The 19,650-nt window shown below is 69.8% G+C and carries 16 protein-coding genes and 1 pseudogene; 7 read left to right on the forward strand and 10 right to left on the reverse strand.

What is annotated here, in order from left to right; genetic code table 11:
- Window positions 1-175 precede the first annotated feature (175 nt).
- Window positions 176-1,288: a 3-deoxy-7-phosphoheptulonate synthase gene (locus WJ12_RS08490; RefSeq protein WP_063896725.1), complete on the forward strand. Its 1,113-nt coding sequence runs from the start codon at window positions 176-178 to the stop codon at window positions 1,286-1,288.
- A gap of 19 nt (window positions 1,289-1,307) precedes the next feature.
- Here the strand turns inward: WJ12_RS08490 and WJ12_RS08495 are convergent, their stop codons facing one another.
- On the reverse strand, window positions 1,308-2,675 hold the full coding sequence (locus WJ12_RS08495; RefSeq protein WP_059557851.1) for a glutamate--cysteine ligase: 1,368 nt from the start codon (window positions 2,673-2,675) through the stop codon (window positions 1,308-1,310).
- 120 nt (window positions 2,676-2,795) lie between these two features.
- Window positions 2,796-3,632 (reverse strand): AraC family transcriptional regulator, encoded by an 837-nt coding sequence (locus WJ12_RS08500; protein ID WP_059557657.1) that lies wholly within the window; start codon window positions 3,630-3,632, stop codon window positions 2,796-2,798.
- Window positions 3,633-3,735: 103 nt separating this feature from the next.
- On the opposite strand from WJ12_RS08500, the gene WJ12_RS08505 reads away from it, so the two are divergent.
- The 5 genes from WJ12_RS08505 (at window position 3,736) to WJ12_RS08525 (ending at window position 9,455) form a co-directional block, all read left to right on the forward strand.
- Window positions 3,736-5,235 carry an efflux transporter outer membrane subunit gene (locus WJ12_RS08505; protein ID WP_059557655.1) on the forward strand — a complete coding sequence of 500 codons (1,500 nt, stop codon included), beginning with the start codon at window positions 3,736-3,738 and terminating at the stop codon, window positions 5,233-5,235.
- Between the two features lie 9 nt (window positions 5,236-5,244).
- Entirely contained in the window at window positions 5,245-6,609 is a 1,365-nt protein-coding gene (locus WJ12_RS08510; RefSeq protein WP_034186857.1) for an HlyD/EmrA/EmrK family protein, read from the forward strand.
- The gene (locus WJ12_RS08515) at window positions 6,606-8,144 is read left to right on the forward strand and encodes a DHA2 family efflux MFS transporter permease subunit (protein WP_059557653.1); all 1,539 of its coding nucleotides are present in this window, start codon (window positions 6,606-6,608) and stop codon (window positions 8,142-8,144) included. Before WJ12_RS08510 ends, WJ12_RS08515 begins: the two co-directional genes overlap by 4 nt.
- A 59-nt stretch (window positions 8,145-8,203) precedes the next feature.
- Window positions 8,204-8,635: a hypothetical protein gene (locus WJ12_RS08520; RefSeq protein WP_049034540.1), complete on the forward strand. Its 432-nt coding sequence runs from the start codon at window positions 8,204-8,206 to the stop codon at window positions 8,633-8,635.
- Between the two features lie 85 nt (window positions 8,636-8,720).
- Window positions 8,721-9,455, forward strand: coding sequence for an autoinducer binding domain-containing protein (locus WJ12_RS08525; protein WP_059557651.1), 735 nt, complete (start codon window positions 8,721-8,723; stop codon window positions 9,453-9,455).
- On the opposite strand, the gene WJ12_RS08530 is transcribed toward WJ12_RS08525, so the two are convergent.
- From WJ12_RS08530 to WJ12_RS08555, 6 genes are read right to left on the reverse strand one after another with little or no spacing between them, the layout of a single operon-like run.
- Complete coding sequence (locus WJ12_RS08530; protein ID WP_063896724.1) at window positions 9,378-10,160, reverse strand: glutamine amidotransferase; 783 nt, start codon at window positions 10,158-10,160, stop codon at window positions 9,378-9,380. The two genes, WJ12_RS08525 and WJ12_RS08530, sit on opposite strands and share 78 nt — an antisense overlap.
- A 21-nt stretch (window positions 10,161-10,181) precedes the next feature.
- Window positions 10,182-10,826 carry a glutathione S-transferase family protein gene (locus WJ12_RS08535; protein WP_034187012.1) on the reverse strand — a complete coding sequence of 215 codons (645 nt, stop codon included), beginning with the start codon at window positions 10,824-10,826 and terminating at the stop codon, window positions 10,182-10,184.
- On the reverse strand, window positions 10,820-12,058 hold the full coding sequence (metC, locus tag WJ12_RS08540; RefSeq protein WP_059557648.1) for a cystathionine beta-lyase: 1,239 nt from the start codon (window positions 12,056-12,058) through the stop codon (window positions 10,820-10,822). The genes WJ12_RS08535 and metC overlap by 7 nt, the downstream gene beginning before the upstream one ends.
- On the reverse strand, window positions 12,049-12,702 hold the full coding sequence (locus WJ12_RS08545) for a pyridoxine/pyridoxamine 5'-phosphate oxidase (RefSeq protein ID WP_059557646.1): 654 nt from the start codon (window positions 12,700-12,702) through the stop codon (window positions 12,049-12,051). Before WJ12_RS08545 ends, metC begins: the two co-directional genes overlap by 10 nt.
- Window positions 12,703-12,710: 8 nt before the next feature.
- On the reverse strand, window positions 12,711-13,613 hold the full coding sequence (locus tag WJ12_RS08550) for an HpcH/HpaI aldolase/citrate lyase family protein (RefSeq protein ID WP_034186854.1): 903 nt from the start codon (window positions 13,611-13,613) through the stop codon (window positions 12,711-12,713).
- Between the two features lie 49 nt (window positions 13,614-13,662).
- Complete coding sequence (locus WJ12_RS08555; RefSeq protein ID WP_059557645.1) at window positions 13,663-14,805, reverse strand: acyl-CoA dehydrogenase family protein; 1,143 nt, start codon at window positions 14,803-14,805, stop codon at window positions 13,663-13,665.
- Between the two features lie 311 nt (window positions 14,806-15,116).
- Here WJ12_RS08555 and WJ12_RS08560 point away from each other — a divergent pair, with 311 nt between their 5' ends.
- Window positions 15,117-15,710, forward strand: coding sequence for a GNAT family N-acetyltransferase (locus WJ12_RS08560; protein WP_059557643.1), 594 nt, complete (start codon window positions 15,117-15,119; stop codon window positions 15,708-15,710).
- A gap of 45 nt (window positions 15,711-15,755) precedes the next feature.
- Here WJ12_RS08560 and WJ12_RS08565 read toward each other — a convergent pair.
- Both WJ12_RS08565 and WJ12_RS08570 read right to left on the reverse strand, forming a co-directional pair.
- Window positions 15,756-16,150: pseudogene (locus WJ12_RS08565) on the reverse strand (LuxR C-terminal-related transcriptional regulator); the annotation flags it as partial.
- A 250-nt stretch (window positions 16,151-16,400) separates the two neighbouring features.
- Window positions 16,401-19,574, reverse strand: coding sequence for a multidrug efflux RND transporter permease subunit (locus WJ12_RS08570; protein ID WP_059557849.1), 3,174 nt, complete (start codon window positions 19,572-19,574; stop codon window positions 16,401-16,403).
- Window positions 19,575-19,650: the final 76 nt, after the last annotated feature.

Consider the following 19,650-nt stretch of genomic DNA (forward strand, 5'->3'; position numbering starts at 1 on the left):
CCTGCAACCCGGCACGGCAGATGCCGGAATTATCGAATTCGACGCTTATTTCCCTCATTCATAAGGTTATGAATTAGAAACTGATAAATGTGTTAGTTGCGCACCAAAAGCGCCATTCAATACAGTCGCGCTGTAGTAAAAAGTCCCGTTCATTATCGACAGGAGGGCAGTCCCCATGCATGCAAACGCCTGGACGACAAACCGCGACGCCGTGCTGCGCTTGCCGTCCCCTGCGGATCTGGCCCGCGCGCTGCCGCCGGCCTTGCGCGCGTCGCGCACCGTTCATACGACCCGCCGTGCGATCGTCGACGTGCTCGACGGCACGGACGACCGGCTCGTGGTCATCGCCGGTCCGTGCTCGGTGCACGATCCGGCCGCCGCGCGCGACTACGCGGCACGGCTCGCGCTGCAACGCGCGCGCTTCGCCGACGAGCTGGAAATCGTGATGCGCGTGTACTTCGAGAAGCCGCGCACGACCATCGGCTGGAAAGGGCTGATCAACGATCCGCTGCTGGACGGCAGCGACCGGATCGATGCCGGGCTGCAGGCGGCCCGCGCGCTGCTGTGCGACATCAACGGTGCGGAGATGCCGGCGGCGACCGAGTTTCTCGATCCGCTGTCGCCGCGCTACCTCGCGGATCTGGTTGCGTGGGGCGCGATCGGCGCGCGCACCGTGGAGTCGCAGGTGCATCGCGAGCTGGCGTCGTCGCTGCCGATCCCGATCGGCTTCAAGAACGGCACCGACGGCAACGTCCAGGTGGCCGTCGATGCGATGCGCGCGGCGGCGCATCCGCACCGGTTCCTGTCGATCGATGCGGATGGCCGGTTATGCGCGGCCGCGTCGCCCGGCAATCCGCACACGCACGTCGTGCTGCGCGGCGGGCGCGAGCCGAATTTCGACGCGGCCGCCGTGAATGCGGCATGCGAGCGCATGACGGGCGCGCAGGTCGCGCCGCGCGTGATGATCGACGTCAGTCACGGCAACAGCCGCCGCCAATACCGCAACCAGCTCGGTGTCGGCGCGGAAGTCGCCGCGCAGGTGGCGGCCGGCGATACGCGCATCGTCGGCGTGCTGATCGAGTCGAACCTGATCGAAGGGCGGCAGGACCTCGTGCCCGGCGTGCCGCTGCGCTACGGGCAGAGCATCACCGACGCGTGCCTGTCGTTCGCCGATACCGCGCGGCTCTTCGAGACGCTCGCTCACGCCGTGCGTACGCGGCGACGCGGCCATGCGCTGCCGCCCGGCGTCGAGTTCGCACACGAGCCGCTGCTCGCGTGCTGCGCGTGAGCGGCCCGGCGCGCTGCGCTCAGACGGCGGCTTCGTCATGAATCCGCGTCGCGTCGCCGGCCCATGCGTCGCGATAGCGGGCCAGCCAGTGCTCGGCCTGGGTCGGCGCGCCGGCGACGATCGCGTCGAGCGGGGCGAGATACCTCGATTCGTCGTGGCCGGCCGCGTCCCGGCGCGCCCGCGCACGCAGGCCGCGATGCGCGATCGCAAGCGCGTCGGCCGCCAGCGCGCGCAATGAACGGCCGTCGACGCGCGTGTCGAGCCCGGTACGCGGCACGTCGCGACGCAGCGTGAGCAGCGTGCCGCGGTCGATCCCGGCCGCCAGCGTCTCGGCCTCCGACAGCGCGGCCGGATCGTACAGCAGGCCGGTCCAGAACGCGGACAACGCGACCATCATGTCGGGCGAGCCGGCATCGGCGCCGCGCATCTCGAGATAGCGCTTGAGCCGGACCTCGGTAAACACCGTCGTCAGGTGGTCCGCGAAATCCCCCAGTGTCGGCGTCTCGCCTTCGAGATGCGGAATGCGCCGTCGCATGAAATCGCGGAACGTGTGCCCGGTCGCCTCCGCATAACGATCGCCGCGCCGCACGAAATACATCGGCACGTTGTCGAGCAGCCAGCTCACGTAGCGCTCGAAGCCGAAGCTGCGCGACAGGAACAGGGCCGGCGCGCCGCAACGATCCTCGTCGGTGTCGAGCCACGTGTGCGCACGCGTCGACAGCAGGCCCGACGGGCGGCCGTCGCGAAACGGCGAATTCGCGAACAGCGCGGTCGCGACCGGCTGCAGCGCGAGCGACACGCGCATCTTGCGCGCCATGTCGCTTTCCGACGCGAAATCGAGGTTGACCTGCACGGTGCAGGTGCGCTGCATCATGTCGAGCCCGCGCGTGCCGACGCGCGGCATGTAGCGCCGCATGATCCCGTAGCGCTGCTTCGGCATCCACGGCAGCGCTTCGCGCGACAGGTGAGGGTGAAAACCGAGCGGCACGCAGCGCAGGCCGAGCGGATCGCATGCCGCGCGGGCCGCGGCGAGGTGCGCATGCAGTTCGGCGTGCGTGTCGTGCAGCGTATCGAGCGGCGCGCCCGACAGTTCGAGCTGGCCGGCCGGCTCGAGCGAGATCGCCGCGCCGTCGCGCTGGATCACGCCGACGACCTGGCCGGCATCGACGATCGGCGTTCCGTCGCCGCGCAGCCGCTCGAGCACCGCGGCAATGCCGGACGATCCCTCGTAACGCGCGGCCGCGTGCGTCGCGCGGGCCACGACGAACTTCTCGTGCTCGGTGCCGATCCGGAACCGCGCGGCCGGCTTGCAGCCGGCGGCCAGATGATCGGCGAGCTGCTGCTCGGAGACGATCGGCGTGTTGTCCGATCCGACGGCATTCGACATCGACATCCTCCACAGGTCACATTGAGCGACCGACCGGCCGGTCGCACGGCGACTATAGCGACGTCGCCGCGCGCGCAGTACTGGCAGGGGTGATAGGGCGTCGTGCGATTCCGCGCCGCGTTACGGCTGCTTGCGCTTCGCGAAGTAGTGCGCGGGCGAATCGCCGAACGCGCGGCGGAACATCGCGATGAAATTGCTCGGCGTCGCATAGCCGAGCGCGTCGGCGATGTTGGCAACGCTGTCGCCGTTCGCCAGCCGTTCGAGCGCGTGCGTGAGCCGCGCCTGCTGCCGCCACTGCGCGAAGCTCGTGCCGGTTTCCGCGACGAACAGCCGGCTCAGCGTCCGGGCGGACAACCCGGCCCATTCGGCCCACGCGTCGAGCGTGCGGCTGTCGTGCGGCTGCCCGAGGATCGCGTTCGCGATGCGCAGCAACCGCCGGTCGTGCGGCATCGGCAAGTGCAGCGGTTCGTGCGGCGCGCGCCGCATCTCGTCGAGCAGCACGACGCTGATGCGCGCCTGTTCGATGTCGAGCCGGTCCTGGTCGGCCCACGACACCGCGCGCCGCACGAGCGCGCGCATCAGGTCGGTGATCGCGATCACGCACGGTTGATCCGGCATCCGGCGGCTCGCGGCCGGCGCGATCACGACGCTCCAGCCGCTCAACGCACCGCTGATGCTGACCTTGTGCTGCTCGCCCGGCGGAATCCAGCCCGCGCGATGCGGCGGCAGCAGCCACGAACCGTGCGGCGTGCGCACGTGCGCGAAACCGCTTTCCACGCAGAACACCTGGCCGCGCAGATGGCTGTGCCAGTCGACCTCGCGCGTGCCGAGCTGATACGCGTTGCTGCCGTCGTCCTCGCCCCAGACGGCGATCAGCGACGGGCCGTCCGCGCGTTCGCTCGGATCGGCGTCGGCGCGTGGCATGGCACGGGAGGGAGAAGCTTCTCGGATGGGCATGGCCGGAATTCATTATTTTTTGTCTAAACAACATTATCAGCTTTGCCCGGGAGCGTCCAACAATGCGTGTCGTGTTCAAACCCAATCGAAGCAGAGGAATGCGATGCATGCAGCACTTGCTCCCTCGCCACGCGATGCCGTCGCGCTGCGCGTCCTGTCGCGAACGGCCGTTGCCGTGGCGCTCGCCCTGCTCGGCGCCTGCGCGAGCCGCGACGGGCTCGCGCCCGCCGGCACGCTGCGCGGCGCCGATACGCTCGCCGCGTCGCGCAGCCTCGCGCATGCACCGATCGCCGACTGGCCGGCCGCCGACTGGTGGCTTGCGTTGCGCGATGCGCAGTTGGATGCATTGATCGACGAAGCGCTGGCCGGCAATCCCGATCTCGCGACCGCCGATGCGCGTGCGCGCGAGGCGCAGGCGCTGGTGATCGAAGCGCAGGCCGCGCGACTGCCGCACCTCGTCGGCCGCGCGAGCGCGAAGGGCGAACGCACGTCCGGCACGCAGTTTTCGACGGACCAGGGCGGCGGTGTCTTCAGCCACACACGCGAGATCAATCTCGGCCTGAGCTGGGATCTCGATCTGTGGGGCGGCCGCCGGGCGACTTGGGAAGCCGCGCTCGGCGAAGCGCGCGCGGCGCGGATCGATGCGCAGGCCGCGCGCGTGCTGCTGTCCGTCAACGTCGCGCGCGCCTACGTGAATCTCGCCTATGCGTTCGATCAGCAGGATGTCGCGCAGGCCGAATTCGACCGCGCCGACGAAGCGCTGTCGCTGACGCGCCAGCGCGTCACGAAAGGCATCGACAACGTCGCGCAGCAGCGCCAGGCGGAAAGCGAAGTCGCGGCGGCGACGCGCGAGCAGGCCCGCGCGGCGCAGGCGATCGACAGCGCGCGCATCGCGCTCGCGATCCTGCTCGGCGCCGGCCCTGATCGCGGCCTCGCGCTCGCGCGGCCCGCGCCGCTGCCGACCGCCGCGCTCGCGGTGCCGGCCGACCTGCCGGCCGCGCTGCTCGGCCGGCGCGCCGACCTCGTCGCCGCGCGCTGGCGCGTGGAGGCCGCGAGCCGCAACGTCGCGGCCGCCCGCGCGGATTTCCTGCCCGACGTCAGTCTCACCGCGCTGATCGGGCTCGCGACGCGCGGCGGCGCATCGCTGTTCCAGGCCGCCTCGCGCACCTACAACGTCAACCCGGCCGTGAGCCTGCCGATCTTCGACGGCGGCGAACGGCGCGGTGTGCTGCGCAAGCGCGACGCGCAATACGACCTCGCGGTCGCCGGCTACAACAAAACGCTGATCGGCGCGATCGGCGAGGTGGCGGACGATCTGCACCGGCTGCGTTCACTCGCCCAGCAGGCCGATGCGCAGCAACGTGCGTTCGACTCCGCCGCCGATGCATGGCGGCTCGCGGACGCGCGCTACCGGGCCGGCGTCGGCAGCTATCTCGATGCGCTCGTCGTGCGCCAGCAGCTGCTGATCGCGAGCCGCGAGGTCGCCGCGCTGCGCGCCCAGCGCGCGGACCAGTCGCTGCAGCTCGTCGCGGCGCTCGGCGGCGGCTTTCGCGCCGAGCCGGACGACGTCGCGCTCGCCGCCACTCCTTCCCACCGTCCTTGACATCGAACCATGAGCAGCGACAACACCTTGCAGACTCCCGCGCGACCGGCAGCCGCCGATTCCGCCAGTGCCCGCCAGCAACCCGCGGCCGACCACACCGGTGCGCCGCGCGCGCCGGGCGCACCGGATGCCCGCGCGCAACCGTCGCCGGGCGGCGCCGCACCGGCGACGCCGCCGCCCGCGCGACGCAAGCACCTCGTGCGCGCGCTCGTCGGCGTGTTCGCGTTCGGCATCGTCGGCTGGGGCATCTGGTACGCGCTCGTCGGCCGCTGGTACGAAGCCACCGACAACGCCTACGCGCAAGGCAACGTCGTCGAGCTGACGCCGCAGGTAACGGGCACCGTCGTGTCGATCGACGCGGACGACGGCAACCTCGTGCGTGCCGGCACGCCGCTCGTCCGTCTCGACGCGAGCGACGCGCAGATCGCGCTCGCGGCCGCGCAGGCCGATCTCGCGGCCACGGTCCGCAAGGTGCGCGGCCTGTACAGCAATGAACGCGGGCTCGCGAACAGCATCGACGGCGCACGCGCCGACCTCGACGCGCGACGTACCGCGCTCGACAAGGCGAAGGCCGATTACCGGCGCCGCGAGGACCTCGGCCGCTCCGGCGCGATCTCGCGCGAGGAGCTCGCGCACGCGCTCGACACGCTGACGTCCGCGCAAAGCGCATATGCCGCCGCGCAAAGCGCGCTCGCCACGTTGAGCGAACAGCACCAGACGAGCAAGGCGCTCGTCGACGATACCGCGGTCGCGTCGCATCCCGATGTCCAAGCCGCGGCCTCGCGGCTGCGCGCCGCGTATCTCGCCCGCGCGCGCACCGATATCGTCGCGCCCGTCACCGGCTATGTCGCGAAACGCACGGTACAGGTCGGGCAGCGCGTGTCGCCCGGCGTGCCGTTGCTTGCGGTCGTGCCGCTGCGCGAGCTGTGGGTCGACGCGAACTTCACCGAGAAGCAGCTCGAACACATGCGGATCGGGCAACCGGTCGAGCTGACGGCCGACCTGTACGGCGACGCGGTGCGCTACACGGGCCGCGTGCAGAGCCTCGGCGTCGGCACCGGCAGCGCGTTCTCGCTGCTGCCCGCTCAGAACGCGACCGGCAACTGGATCAAGATCGTCCAGCGGCTGCCGGTGCGCATCGAACTGACGGATCCGGCGCAGCTCGACGCGCATCCGTTGCGCATCGGCCTGTCGATGCACGCGCGCGTCGACCAGCACGACCGCAGCGGCGCGATGCTGTCGCGCCGCGAGCAGCGTTCGCCGGTGTTCCGCACCGACGTGTACCGCGACGAACTCGCGCGCGCCGACAGCCTGATCGCCGACGTCGTGCACGCGAACCTGCCGGCGGCGGTACGCACGGAGCGTGCGCAATGAGCGGCCCGATGCCGGCCGCCGATGCCGGTTTTCGTCCGTCGAGCGTCGCGCTGACGACGTTCGGCCTCGCGCTCGCGGTCTTCATGCAGGTGCTCGACGGCACCGTCGCGAACGTGTCGCTGCCGACCATCGCCGGCAACTTCGGCGTGAGCACGACGCAGAGCGCCTGGGTCGTCACGACGTTCTCGGTCAGCAATGCGATCGCGCTGCCGCTGACCGGGTTTCTCGTCAAGCGCGTCGGCCAGGTGAGGCTGTTCGTATGGGCGACGCTGGCGTTTACGTTCGCGTCGCTCCTGTGCGGCCTCGCGCAGAACCTGCCGCAGCTCGTCGCGTTCCGCGCGCTGCAGGGCCTCGTGGCCGGGCCGATGATTCCGACCACGCAAGCGCTGATGTTGTCGATCTACCCGCCGCAGCGGCGTGGCTTCGCGCTGTCGATGATCGCGATGGTCACCGTCGTCGCGCCGATCGCGGGCCCCGTGTTCGGCGGCTGGGTGACGGAACATTACTCGTGGCGCTGGGCGTTCCTGATCAATCTGCCGATCGGCGTGTTCGCCGCGATGTGCGTGTTCGCGCAGATGCGGGCGCGCGTCGAGACGACGGTCGCCGCGCGCGTCGACTACGTCGGGCTGGCCGCGCTCATCGTCGGCGTCGGCGCGCTGCAGATCGTGCTCGACAAGGGCAACGAGGCCGACTGGTTCAACTCGACATTCATCGTCGTGATGTCGGTGGTCGCCGCGTTCGGGATCGCGCTGTTCCTGATCTGGGAGCTCAACGAACCGAATCCGATCGTGAACCTGCGGCTGTTCGCGCATCGCAACTTCGCGGCCGGCACGCTGACGCTCGTGCTCGCGTACTCGGCTTTCTTCGCGGTCAACGTGATCGTGCCGCAGTGGCTGCAGCGCACGCTCGGCTACACGGCGTTCTGGGCCGGGCTGGCGGTCGCGCCGATGGGCGTGATCCCCGTGCTGATGACGCCGTTCATGGGCAAGTACGCGCCGCGCTTCAACATGCGCGTGCTCGTGTGCTGCGCGTTCGCGATCCTCGGCACGTCGTCGTTCCTGCGCGCGGGCTTCGTACCCGACATCGACTTCACGCACATCGCGCTGATCCAGCTGCTGCAGGGCCTCGGCCTCGCGCTGTTCATCATGCCGATCAACAGCATCCTGCTGTCCGACCTGAAGCCGGACGAAATCGCCGCGGGCTCCGGCCTGTCGACGTTCCTGCGCACGCTCGGCGCGAGCTTCGCGGTGTCGATCACGTCGTTCCTGTGGGACCGGCGCGCCATCCTGCATCACGCGCAGCTCAGCGAACACCTGAGCGGTTTCGATCCGGCCGTGCGTGCCGAGGTCTCACGGCTCGGCGGCGGCGATCCGCAACGCGCGGCGACGCTGCTCGGCAACCTGGTCGATGCGCAGGCGTACCAGATCTCGTTCAACGACGTGTCGTTCGCGCTCGGCTGCGTGTATCTCGCCGTGATCGCGGTGGTGTGGCTCGCCCGCCCGCCGTTCGGCCCCGGCGCGGCCGCGAAACGATGAAGCGGGCGCTGCGCGGCCCGTTCCGACCCATGCTGTTCAATTCGATGGAGATTGACCCGATGCCTACCTCCCACGCTGGAAACACGCCGCCCGAACTGGCGACGCTCGCCGTGTTCGACGTCACGGAATTTCCGCTCGTCGTCGTGCGCAACGACGCGATCGCATCCGGCGGCTACGCGCAGCGCTGGCTCGACGACATGCACGCGCTGATGCGGCACGGCGAGCCGTTTGTCATGATCTTTCCGCCGGCCCGCCCGGACGAGCCGCACGACGACCGCAAGGAACGCGGCATGTGGCTCAAGCAGAACCGTGCCGCGCTTGCCGCGGTCTGCCGCGCGCTCGTGTCGGTCGAACCGGACCCGACCGAGCGCGAAGCGGCCATCGCGAACGCGTCCGGTATCGAAAAGGCGTTCGGGATTCCGTTCGACGTGACGGCTTCGCTCGACGACGCGAAGCACGCGGGTCGGCGACGTCTGACCGAGGCGCTCTAGCGCGGCCCGTTCGCGCGCAACGCCTCGAGCCGGTTGCGCAAGTCCGCCTGACTGCAGATTCCAACTAATAAACGGGGTGGCTTGTATGAAAGGACTGGATTGTCTGAAATGGTTGGTACCCGGCGACACGGACGCGTCATGGCAGCGGATGACCGACGCGGCCGCCGGAATGGGATTCGACAAGGTCGTGCTGATCGTGTTGCCGTTTACCGGCGCGTCGTTCGATCTCGCGCGCAAGTGGAGCAGCGGCGTGCCGGGCTGGACGGCGCTGTACCGGCAGCGCCAGTTCGACCGCGTCGACCCGATGCTGCGGCATTGCTTCCGTTCGGCACTGCCGCTCGTATGGGACGACGCGCTGTTCGCGCAGCCCGGGCAGCGGCCGTGCTACGAAGCGGCGGCCGCGTACGGCATGCGCAGCGGCGTCGTGCTGCCCGTGCGCGGCGCGAAAGGGGAGGTCGGCATGCTGTCGTGCGCGAGCGCGGACGATCTTGCCGCCACGCGCGAGCGCTGCGACCGTCACCTCGCGGCGCTGACGCTGCTGCGCGACGTCGCGTGCGAAGCGATCGCCGGCACGCCGTGCCACGCACCGCCCGACAGCGTGCCGCGGCTGAGCCGGCGGGAAGTCGAGTGCCTGCGCTGGCATGCGGCCGGCAAGACGTCGTGGGAAATCGGCCACATCCTGAACGTGACCGAGTCGTGCATCAATTTCCACTTCATGAACATCCGCCGCAAGTTCAACGTGTCACGTCGGCATGAAGCCGTGCTGCGCGCGGTCGAGTGGGGGCTTATCAGTATCTCCGACGTGACGGTGCCGACCTGATGCCGGCGCATCGTCGAGCCAGCGGTCGAGAAACGCGCTGAGCCACGCAGCCGTCGCGCGGTCGTGCCGCCGGCCTTCGCTCGCCTGCGTCGCGAGATCCTGCGCGCCGGGCGCCGCCAGCTTGTGCGCGGCGGCCGTGCTCCAGCGCCGCATCATCGGAAAGCTGACTTCCGGATGGAACTGGACGCCGTACGCGCGCGGCCCGTAGCGCACGGCCTGGTTCTCGAAGTGCTCGCCGGTCGCGAGGATCTCGAGCCCGGCAACGCGCTCGAAACCCTCGCGATGCCACTGGTACACGTGCGACGGCCATGAACCGAGTCGCCGGCCGGCGTGCGTCGCGGCGATCGGCCAGTAGCCGATTTCCGCGCGCCCGTCGCGGTGCGCCGTCACGCGGCCGCCCAGATGACGGATCATCATCTGCGCGCCGAGGCAAACGCCGAGAAACGGTGCCGACTCGCGCAGCGGCACGCCGATCCAGTCGATCTCGTCGCGGATCCAGCGATCGCCGTCGTTGGCGCTCATCGGGCCGCCGAACACCACGGCGCCCGCATGCCCGGCAAGCGTCGCCGGCAGCGGGTCGCCGAGCGGCGGGCGGCGGATGTCGAGCGGATGGCCGCGCGCGGCCAGCAGCCGCCCGATCCGGCCGGGGTTCGACTGTTCGCGATGCAGTACGATCAGGATCGGACGAAGTGCGGAGTGCGTCATGTCGTGTGGTCGGATAGAAGGTCAGCCCGGCTGGCCGCGCAGCGCGTCGAACGACACCATCACCTGTTCGCGGTAGGCGGGCCGTCGGCACAGGCGGGCGTACCAGGCCTCGACGTGCGGCAACGGCGGCCGCTCGACGTCGAGCGAGAAGTAGCGGAACAGCGTCGCGCCGGCCGGAATGTCGGCCAGGCCCGGCGTCGCACCGCCGAGAAACGGCTGGGTCGACAGCAGCCGGTCGAGCAGCCGGTAATGCGTCGCGCTGCGCGCGGCCTTGTCGAGCACGATCGCGTCGTCGCGCCGCTCCGGCGGCGTTCGCACGAGTGCCCAGAACAGCCCGGTCATCACGTCGGGTTCGAGCGCGGTCTGCGACCAGTCCATCCAGCGCTCCGCGCGCGAACGCGCGTACGTGTCGCGGCACCAGAACGGATTGTTCGGCACGCGCGCGGCGAGATAGCGCAGGATCGTGTGCGACTCCCACACGACGTCGCCGTCCCAGTCGATCACCGGGATCCGGCAGGTCGGATTCAGCGCCGCGAACGCGGGCGTCTGCAGCGTGCCGTGTTCGCCGCCGGCCGCGATATGCCGATACGGCAGGCCCAGCTCGCCGATGAGCCACAGTACCTTCTGCACGTTGAACGACGTGCGGCGCCCCCAGACGGTCAGCATCGCGCGGCATCCTCGCGGGCAGCGGATCGCGCGCATGCCGCATAGCGGTCGAGACCGGCGGCAAGATCTGCGATCAGGTCGTCCGGATCCTCGAGTCCGATGTGCAGGCGCACGCCGCGGCTGCCGAGCGGCCAGCGTTGCGCGAGGCCGTGCGCGTCCAGTTCGAACGGGAGCGCGAGGCTCTCGTAGCCGCCCCACGAATAGCCGAGCCCGAACAGCGCCAGGTGGTCGAGAAACGCGTCGATCGCGTGCGGCGGCGCCGGTTGCAGCACGACCGAGAACAACCCGGACGCGCCACGGAAATCGCGTCGCCACAGTGCGTGCCCGTCGTCGCCGGGCAGCGCCGGATACAGCACGCGCTGCACCTCGGCGCGCGTCGAGAGCCAGGTCGCGACCGCGAGCGCGTTGCGCTGATGCTGCCGCAGCCGCACGCCGAGCGTGCGCAGTCCGCGCAGCGCGAGATACACGTCGTCGGGGCCGGCGCACAGGCCGAGATCGCCATGCAGTTGCTTCAACGCCGGCCATGCGCGTTCGTTGGCCGACACCGTGCCGAGCATGGCGTCCGAGTGCCCGACCAGATATTTGGTGCCCGCCTGGATCGACAGGTCGATACCGAGCGCATGCGGCTGCAAGAAGAGCGGCGTGGCCCAGCTGTTGTCCGCGATGACCCGTGCGCCGTGCGCATGGGCGAGCCGCACGAGTGCGGGGACGTCGTGCATGTCGAACGTGTAGGAGCCGGGCACCTCGACGTACAACGCACGCGTGTTCGACCGGAACGCGGCCGCGACCGGCGTGCTGCCGTCGTACCACGTCGTCTCGACGCCGAGTCGCGCGAGTACGCCTTCGCACGCATGACGCACCGGGCCGTAGACCGATGCGGTCATCAGCAGGTGATCGCCGGGTTTCAGGCACGACAGCAGCGCGAGCGTGCACGCGGACAGGCCCGACGGGCACAGCACCGTACCGGCGCCGCCTTCGAGGCTCGTCACCGCGCGTTCGAGCGCATCCGTCGTCGGCGTGCCGCGGCGGCCGTAGATATACGGCTGCGTGCGGTTCAGCAAATCCGACACCGTCGGGCTGAGCACGGTCGACGCATGGTAGACGGGCGGGTTGACGAAACCGTGCCATGCGGCGCTGTCGCGGCCCGCGTGCGCGAGCCGCGTGTCGTCTTGCAGGCGGTCATGCGGGCCGTCGCGCGGCGGCGACGGCGGTTCGACGGACTTCACGGCCATAGCGCGCACCGCTCCCAATGCTGGCCGGCACGCCGGTAAGCCTGCCGCGCGAAGCGGCGCGCACTGTCGGCCCGCCAGAATTCGGCTTCGTCGGGCGCCAGCGTGTACAGGTGCCAGTCGTCCGACACGAGCGCCGGATCGGCGGCCAGCCGCTCGAGCTGCGCGTCGATCGCGCGCGTCAGGTCGTCCGGATCGTCGAGCCGTTCGCTTTGCCGTCCGGCCAGGATGCTCGCGCGCGATCGTTCGGGGCGGCCCGCGAAATCGGCGCGGCCTTCGGCGGCCGGCAGCCGCTCGACCGGGCCGCTCAGCCGGATCTGGCTCGCGATCGCGGGCCAGTAGAACGTCATCGCCGCGTACGGCCGGTTCGCGAGCTGGCGCCCCTTGGGGCTGCGCGCATTCGCCGCGAAATGCCAGCCGCGCGCGTCGACGTTCAGCAGCACGACGGAGCGTGCATCGGGCCGTCCGTCCGGGTGGACCGTCGACAGCGTCATCACCTGCGGCTCCAGTGCGCCGGCGGCCACGGCTTCGTCGAGCCAGCGTTCGAACTGCGCGTGCGGCGTGTCCGCCCAGTTTTCGGGCGGTACGTGCGGCGCGGCATGCGCGAGGGTTTTCAGCGCCTTCAGGCGCGTTGCGATCGTATCCATGGCGACACTCATGCGATGCCGAATTGCGTCGCGCGGGCGATCAGCCGATGCGCGGCGAGATAGTCGGGGACTTCCGCGAGGAAACCGTCGACGACGGCGGCCGCCACGCGCCGGCCGCCGGACGCGCGCCGCGCGGTGTCGAACGCGTCGATCACGCGGCGGGCGAGGGCGACTTCGTCGGCCGTCGGCGTCAGCACGCGATTGACGACCGGCACGAACTGCGCGTTGACGATCGCTTTCGCCTGGTACCCGAGGCCGCGCGACACGCGCATGTCGAGTTCCGCGCCTTCGTTGTCGGCATAGCTGTACGGACAATCGATCGCGGTGACGCCGACGGCCGCGCATTCGACGCGAAAACGCGAGCGCACGTAGTCGAGCTCGCGGCCCGCACGCGTGCGCTCGGCCCCCATGTCGGCCACCATGTCCTCGGTCGCGACGAGCACCGCCGACACGCGCGGGCTCGACCGTGCGATCGCCATCGTGTTCACGAGGCCGAGCGTCGTCTCGACGTTCGGCACCAGCTCGGTCGAACCGGGTGCGATGTCGTATTCGCGTTCAAAGCGCGTGACGGCGTCGTCGAGCGCGACGACCTGCTCGGGCGTCGCGACGTACGACATCATCACGATGTCCGGACGGCCGCGCATCGCGGCGCGCAGGTCGTCGATGCCGCCCGCATCGAGCGGGTTCACGCGCACGGACGCCAGCGCGCCGGCATCGCGCCAGCCCGCGAGCACGCGCTCGCTCAGTTCGCGCGCGGCCGGGCGCCGGTCGGGCGGCGTAAAGGTTTCGAGTTCCTGGATCAGCACGTCCGCACCGCTCGCGGTGCCGTCAACGAGCGCATCGTGATCGGCGCCGGCGAGAAAGAGCCAGGAGCGGCGCAGGCGGGAAGGGCGTCGGTTCGTCGGTGTCATGCGTGGTTTCCTGTAGGTCGCGTGGTACGCGGGGCGATGGCGCGGGCCGTCAGCCGGCGCGCATCATCTGGTTGAAGATGTTCTTGCGATGCATTTCCTCGGTACCGCCGACGCTCATGAAGCCCAGCGCGTCCGACGCGAACGCGGCCACCGGCCCGGCCTGGTAGCCGAGGCTGCCGTACAGCCGCACGAGGCCGAGCGCGCTGTCGACGAGATCCTGCGCGCCGACCAGCTTCGCGATCGAGCAGGTCATCAGCGCCTGCGGGTGATCCGTCAGCAACTGCGCGAGTGCGCCGCGCGCGAGCCACGTGCCGCGCTCGATGCCGATCTGCAGGTCGACGAGGCGGCGCTGCACGTACTGGTGTGCATCGATCGTGCTGTCGAAGCTGCGTCGTTCGCGGCAGTAGCCGATCGCATCGCGCAGGTACGGCGCCGTCACCTGGGCGGCGACGAGGCCGTAGTAGAGCCGGCCGAGCGAGATGATGTCGATCAGGTTGCCGAGCCCCGCGCCCGGTTCGCCGAGCAGCTGGCCGCGCGTGATCGGGCAATCGTCGAAATGCAGCGCGCCGGTGGGCAGGTCGTCGAGGCCGAGCTTGCGGTCGGGCGCGGCCACCGTCATGCCCGGCTGGTCGCGATCGACGATCGCGAGCGCGGTGTTGCGCCGGCCCGGCGTTTCGATGCGCGTGACGACGAGGATGAAACGCGCGAGCGGCGCGTGCGCGATATTGAATTTGCTGCCGGTCAGGCGGTAGCCGTCGCCGTGCTCGGCGAGCGTCGTCGCGATGCTGCGCACGTCGGTGCCGGTGCCCGGTTCGGCGATCGCGGTCGCACTCAGTTCGCCGCGCAGGATCGCGCCGAAATAGCGGTCCTGCTGCGTCGCCGTGCCGTATCGCTCGAGTGCGCGCACCATGCCGGCCTGCGCGATCACCGACAGCAGCAGCGCCGGGCGGCGGATCGACGATGCAAGCCCTTCGAGCGCCGCGGAAAAATGCCACCAGCCGTGACCGTCGCCGCCGTACGTCTCCGGCACGATCATGTCCCACAGTCCTTCGTGCCCGAGCCGCGCCCAGCCGGCTTCGTCGAATCCCGCGGGCGCGCGGCCGTCGTGCGCCGCGGCCGCGGCGATCTCCGCGCCGATGTCGCGAAAGCGCGCCAGCGTCGCGTGCTGTTCCTGCGTCCAGTCAAATGGCATCTGTCGTGTCTCCGGTCGAAGCGGCGCGGCCTGCGACGGCGCGCCAGCGATGCCGACAAGGTTAAGGGGGCACGGACAGCGGAGGTACTGGCAGTAGTGGTAGTTGCCGCGCCAGTGACGGCGATGACACCCGGCACATGGCGCGCCGGTTTCGCGTTGCCGGCCCATTGTTTCCGCGCGGCCAACTGTGAAGTCTTCCGCCAGGCATCGATCGGGCGGGCGGCCGTTCCGATAATCGATGCACAAGGTCAGGGCAGGGTACGCGGCGATCCGGTCGCGACACGCCCGACCCGCGGGAAAAGGCGGAGGGCATGATGGATACGATGGCGCCCGAACAGGCGGCCTGCGTCAGGGCCGGGCAGGACGCGCCGGCGCTCGGCATTCGGCGCATCTGGGGCGCGAAGGACGGAACGCCGATCCTCCTGCGCGCGATCGAGCCCGGCGATCTCGACATCGAACGCGAGCTGGTCGACCGTCTGTCGAGCCGCAGCCGCTACATGCGGTTGATGTCCGCGCGCAAGCCGACCGAAGACGAGTTGATCCGATGGACCCGCATCGATCGCCGGCGGGAAGGCGCGGTGATTGCGACGATCCGCGCCGGCGGCCGCGAGCGGTTGATCGGCGTTGCGCGTTATGCGACGGACGACGAAGCAACCGAGGTCGTCGAATGCGCGATCGTGATCGACGACGTATGGCAGCGGCAAGGGCTCGGCCGTGTGCTGCTGTCGAGCCTGATCGATCTGGCGCGGCGCTCGGGCATGCGGCAGATGGTCGGCACGATGCTGACCGAGAACAGTGCGATGAAAGGCCTTGCGCGTTCCGTCGGCTTCACGCTGTCACGCCAGCCGGGGCGCGCATTCGTGACGGATCTGCGGCTCGACCTGGATACCCGTTGGGGAGCTTGAAGGAGGGCGCTTGCAGGCTTCCGAGCCGTCACGACACGCGGTGAATCATGCGGATTCACCCGCTCTTGCCGGATCGTCGAACAACGCAAGGAGCGCGGATTGCGACCCGACACCGAGCTTTGCGTAGCGATGCTTTTTATGCGCGCGCACGGTCTCGAACGAGATCGACAATTGCTCGCCGATCGCGCGCGACGAGAACCTGCTCAACGACAACATCGCCACTTCGACTTCGCGCGTCGTCGACGCACCGCGGCCGTTCTTGCCGGTCAGCACGCCGAAGCGCGCGCGGATCGGGGGTCTCGTTTTCCGTTGCACGCGGCGCCTCCTTCACGGCGAACGTCTCGAAGCGCAGGCGCTGCTGCACAAGGCCATCTCGCGGTCGTCGTACTTGCTCGTCTCGCCGAGCAAAAAAACCGCGTGTGATCGCGATCGATCACGAGGCCCGTGTTCTCATAGCCGGGCGACCAGCCGGCGAGTCTGTCGTGTCGTCAATTCCAGCCGTTCCGCCGCACGGCCGGACAGCTTACGCGGCACGAAAGCGGGCATTTCTATGTAGCCAAAAGCGGACATTTCAATCTAGCCACTACAATCCAAACTGTCGATAATTATGATTATGTCAAATGCGATATTTCCGTCTGGATTGGCACCATCCAACCGCTGACCCGACCGAAAACGACCCGCTTCCCATCCTCAATCCACCTCCAGATCCCCGATCGTTTCCGCCCGCCGCGCGTCGCGCGGCGTCCCGACAGCCTGCCGGCCACGCCGGCCGGCGGACACCACCAGACGAAACGCGACCGGCGCAAACACGAGCCCGAACAGCGTCGCCGCCAACACGCCTCCAAACGCGCCCGTACCGATCGACCGCCGGCTTTCGGCGCCCGCGCCCGTCGCCAGCACGAGCGGCACGACGCCGAGCAGGAACGCCATCGACGTCATCACGATCGGCCTGAACCGCGCGGCGGCCGCGTCGATCACCGCCTGCCGCAGCGGCACGCCGCGCGCGGCCAGGTCACGTGCGTACTGCACGATCAGGATCGCGTTCTTCGCCGCCAGCCCAACCACCGTGATCATGCCGACCTTGAAATACACGTCGTTCGGCATGCCGCGCGCGAACGCCGCCGCGATCGCGCCGATCACGCCGAGCGGCACGATCGTCAGCACGGACAGCGGAATCGTCCAGCTTTCGTACAGCGCGGCGAGCGCCATGAAGACCGCGAGCACCGACAGCCCGACGAGCAGCGGCGTCTGCCGCGCGGCAGCCTGTTCCTCGCGCGCCGCATCGACCCAGTCGAAGCCGATTCCGGCCGGCAACGCGCCGGCGAGCCGCTCCATCTCCGCCATCGCCGCGCCCGAACTCGTGCCGGCCGCCGCCCGGCCGCTGATGTCGAGCGACGGATAGCCGTTGTAACGGTTCAGCATCACCGGGCCGATCGTCCAGTGCGGCGCGGCGATCGCCGACAGCGGCACCATGTCGCCGGTGCGGTTCGGCACGGTCAGCGCCATCAGTTGCGTGTCGGTCGCGCGGGCGCCCGGCTCGGCCTCGATGATCACCCGGCGCATCCGGCCCGACGCCGGAAAATCGTTGATGTAGTTCGAGCCGAACGTGCCGCCCAGGAGCCCCGCGATCCGCTCGAACGGTACGCCGAGCGCATACGCCTTCGCGCGATCGACGTCGAGCTCGATGCGCGGCGCGTCCGGCAGGTCTTCGAAATGCACGGCAGCCAGCAGCGGATCGGCCTTCGCGTGTTCGGACAGTTGCTCGCGAGCCGCCTTCAACGCATCGAGCCCGACCCCGCCGCGATCCTCGAGCCGGAACGTGAAGCCGTCGGCATGCCCGATGCCGCGCACCGAAGGCGGCAGCGACGCCTCGACGTCGCCGTCGAGAATCTCGCCGAAACGCCCGTTGAGCCGGTCGCGCAACGTCATCGCGTCGACGTCGCGCCGTGCCCAGTCCTTCAACTCGACGAACGCCATCCCGACGTTCTGCCCGCTGCCCGCGAAACTCCAGCCGACCACGCTCGTCACGTTCGCGATCGCCGGCTCCGCGCGCAAGATCGCCTCGACACGCTCGACGACCCCGAGCGTGCGCGCCTGCGTCGCGCCAGCCGGCAACTGGATCATCACCTGCAGCTGCCCCTGGTCCTCGGTCGGCAGGAAACCGCCCGGCATCATCCAGTACAGCAGCGCGCATGCGATCACGAGCGCCGCGTAGACCGCGACGACGACGCCGGTGCGCCGCACCGCGAGCACGGCGACGCGGCGATACCCGGCCTCGACGCGCGCGAAACCCGCCCCGAACCGGTCGGCCAGCCGTGCGCCGATGCCGCGGCGCCGCGCATCGGCGGCCCTGCCGTCGTGCCGCGCGACCGGCTTCAGCAGGTTCGCGCACAGCGCGGGCGTGAGCGACAGCGCCATGAACGACGACACCAGCATCGACGCGATCATCGCCACCGCGAACTGCCGGTAGATACCGCCGACGGTCCCGGAAAAGAACGCCATCGGCACGAACACGGCGGTCAGCACCGCCGTCACGCCGACGATCGCCCCGCCGATCCGCTTCATGGCGCGCCGCGTGGCATCGCGCGGCGACACGCCCTCCTCCATCACGCGGTGCACGCTCTCGACGACGACGATCGCGTCATCGACGAGGATGCCGATCGCCAGCACGAGACCGAACATCGTGAACACGTTGATCGACAGCCCGAACGCCCACATGGCGACGAACGCGCCCATCAGCGTGACCGGAATCACGACGGTCGGCACCAGCGTGTAGCGCAGGTCGCGCAGGAACAGCCACATCACGCAGAACACCAGCACGACCGCCTCGAGCAGCGTCAGCACGACCTCGCGGATCGCGATCGTCACGAAATGCGCGCCGTCGAACGGGATCTCGATCGCGACGCCCGGCGGCAACGTCCTCGACAGCTCGGCGAGCCGCGCACGAATCGCATTCGACGTTTCGAGCGCGTTGCCGCGCGGGCCGAGCTGGATGCCGACCGTCGCGGCCGGCCGGCCGTTCAGCCGCGAATAGAACGAGTAGTCGTCGCGGCCGATCTCGACGCGCGCGACGTCGGCGACGCGTACCGCCGAACCGTCCGTCTTCGACTTCAGCACGATCCGGCCGAACTCGTCCGGCGACGCGAGCTGCCCCTTGACGACGATCTGCGCGGTGAGCTGCTGGCCGCCCGGAAACGGCGCGTCGCCGATCGCGCCGGCCGTCACCGTCGCGTTCTGCGCGCCGATCGCCGCGATCACGTCGTCGGCGCCAAGGCCGTATTCGCGCAGCTTGTGCGGATCGAGCCAAACCCGCAGCGCCTCGTCGGCGTCCCACAGCTCCGCCGCGCCGACGCCCGGCGCGCGCTTCAGTTCGCGTAGCACGTAGCGGTTCAGGTAATCGCCGAGCTGCGCGGAATCGCGCATGCCGTCGGTCGACGTCAGCGTGACGAGCATCAGGAACGTGTTCGCCGCCTTGAACACGCCGATCCCCTGCTGGACGACCTGCTGCGGCAACCGCGACTCGACCTGCTTCAGCCGGTTGTTCACGTCGACGAGCGCGATGTCGGGATCGGTGCCCGGCGAAAACGTCACGTCGATCTCGAGGTTGCCGTGACCGTCGCTGCTCGTCTCGTAGTACAGGAGCCCGTCGGCGCCGTCGAGGCTTTCCTCGATGATGCTGCCGACGTCGCCGTCGACCGTCTCGGTCGACGCGCCCGGATACGCGGCGGTGATCACGACGCGCGGCGGCGCAAGGCGCGGATATTGCGCGATCGGCAGCTGCGGAATCGCCAGCACGCCCGCGACGACGACCGCGAGCGCGACGATCCACGCAAACACCGGACGATCGATGAAGAACGACGGCATCGACATGCGTCAGCGCACCGCCGACGTTCGGCCGCCCGGCACGCGGGCGGCCTGGGCGCGCTGCGCCCGGTACACG

This window comes from Burkholderia seminalis (assembly GCF_001718535.1).
Taxonomy (GTDB): Bacteria; Pseudomonadota; Gammaproteobacteria; order Burkholderiales; family Burkholderiaceae; genus Burkholderia; species Burkholderia seminalis.

Coding starts and splice junctions, on each gene's coding strand:
- WJ12_RS08520 (WP_049034540.1), top strand. CDS start 8,204: ATGCCTACCTCCCACGCTGGAAACACGCCGCCCGAACTGGCGACGCTC.
- WJ12_RS08535 (WP_034187012.1), bottom strand. CDS start 10,826: ATGCTGACCGTCTGGGGGCGCCGCACGTCGTTCAACGTGCAGAAGGTA.
- WJ12_RS08550 (WP_034186854.1), bottom strand. CDS start 13,613: ATGACACCGACGAACCGACGCCCTTCCCGCCTGCGCCGCTCCTGGCTC.
- WJ12_RS08505 (WP_059557655.1), top strand. CDS start 3,736: ATGCATGCAGCACTTGCTCCCTCGCCACGCGATGCCGTCGCGCTGCGC.
- WJ12_RS08530 (WP_063896724.1), bottom strand. CDS start 10,160: ATGACGCACTCCGCACTTCGTCCGATCCTGATCGTACTGCATCGCGAA.
- WJ12_RS08545 (WP_059557646.1), bottom strand. CDS start 12,702: ATGGATACGATCGCAACGCGCCTGAAGGCGCTGAAAACCCTCGCGCAT.
- WJ12_RS08525 (WP_059557651.1), top strand. CDS start 8,721: ATGAAAGGACTGGATTGTCTGAAATGGTTGGTACCCGGCGACACGGAC.
- WJ12_RS08515 (WP_059557653.1), top strand. CDS start 6,606: ATGAGCGGCCCGATGCCGGCCGCCGATGCCGGTTTTCGTCCGTCGAGC.
- WJ12_RS08570 (WP_059557849.1), bottom strand. CDS start 19,574: ATGCCGTCGTTCTTCATCGATCGTCCGGTGTTTGCGTGGATCGTCGCG.
- metC (WP_059557648.1), bottom strand. CDS start 12,058: ATGGCCGTGAAGTCCGTCGAACCGCCGTCGCCGCCGCGCGACGGCCCG.
- WJ12_RS08500 (WP_059557657.1), bottom strand. CDS start 3,632: ATGCCCATCCGAGAAGCTTCTCCCTCCCGTGCCATGCCACGCGCCGAC.
- WJ12_RS08510 (WP_034186857.1), top strand. CDS start 5,245: ATGAGCAGCGACAACACCTTGCAGACTCCCGCGCGACCGGCAGCCGCC.
- WJ12_RS08560 (WP_059557643.1), top strand. CDS start 15,117: ATGATGGATACGATGGCGCCCGAACAGGCGGCCTGCGTCAGGGCCGGG.
- WJ12_RS08555 (WP_059557645.1), bottom strand. CDS start 14,805: ATGCCATTTGACTGGACGCAGGAACAGCACGCGACGCTGGCGCGCTTT.
- WJ12_RS08490 (WP_063896725.1), top strand. CDS start 176: ATGCATGCAAACGCCTGGACGACAAACCGCGACGCCGTGCTGCGCTTG.
- WJ12_RS08495 (WP_059557851.1), bottom strand. CDS start 2,675: ATGTCGAATGCCGTCGGATCGGACAACACGCCGATCGTCTCCGAGCAG.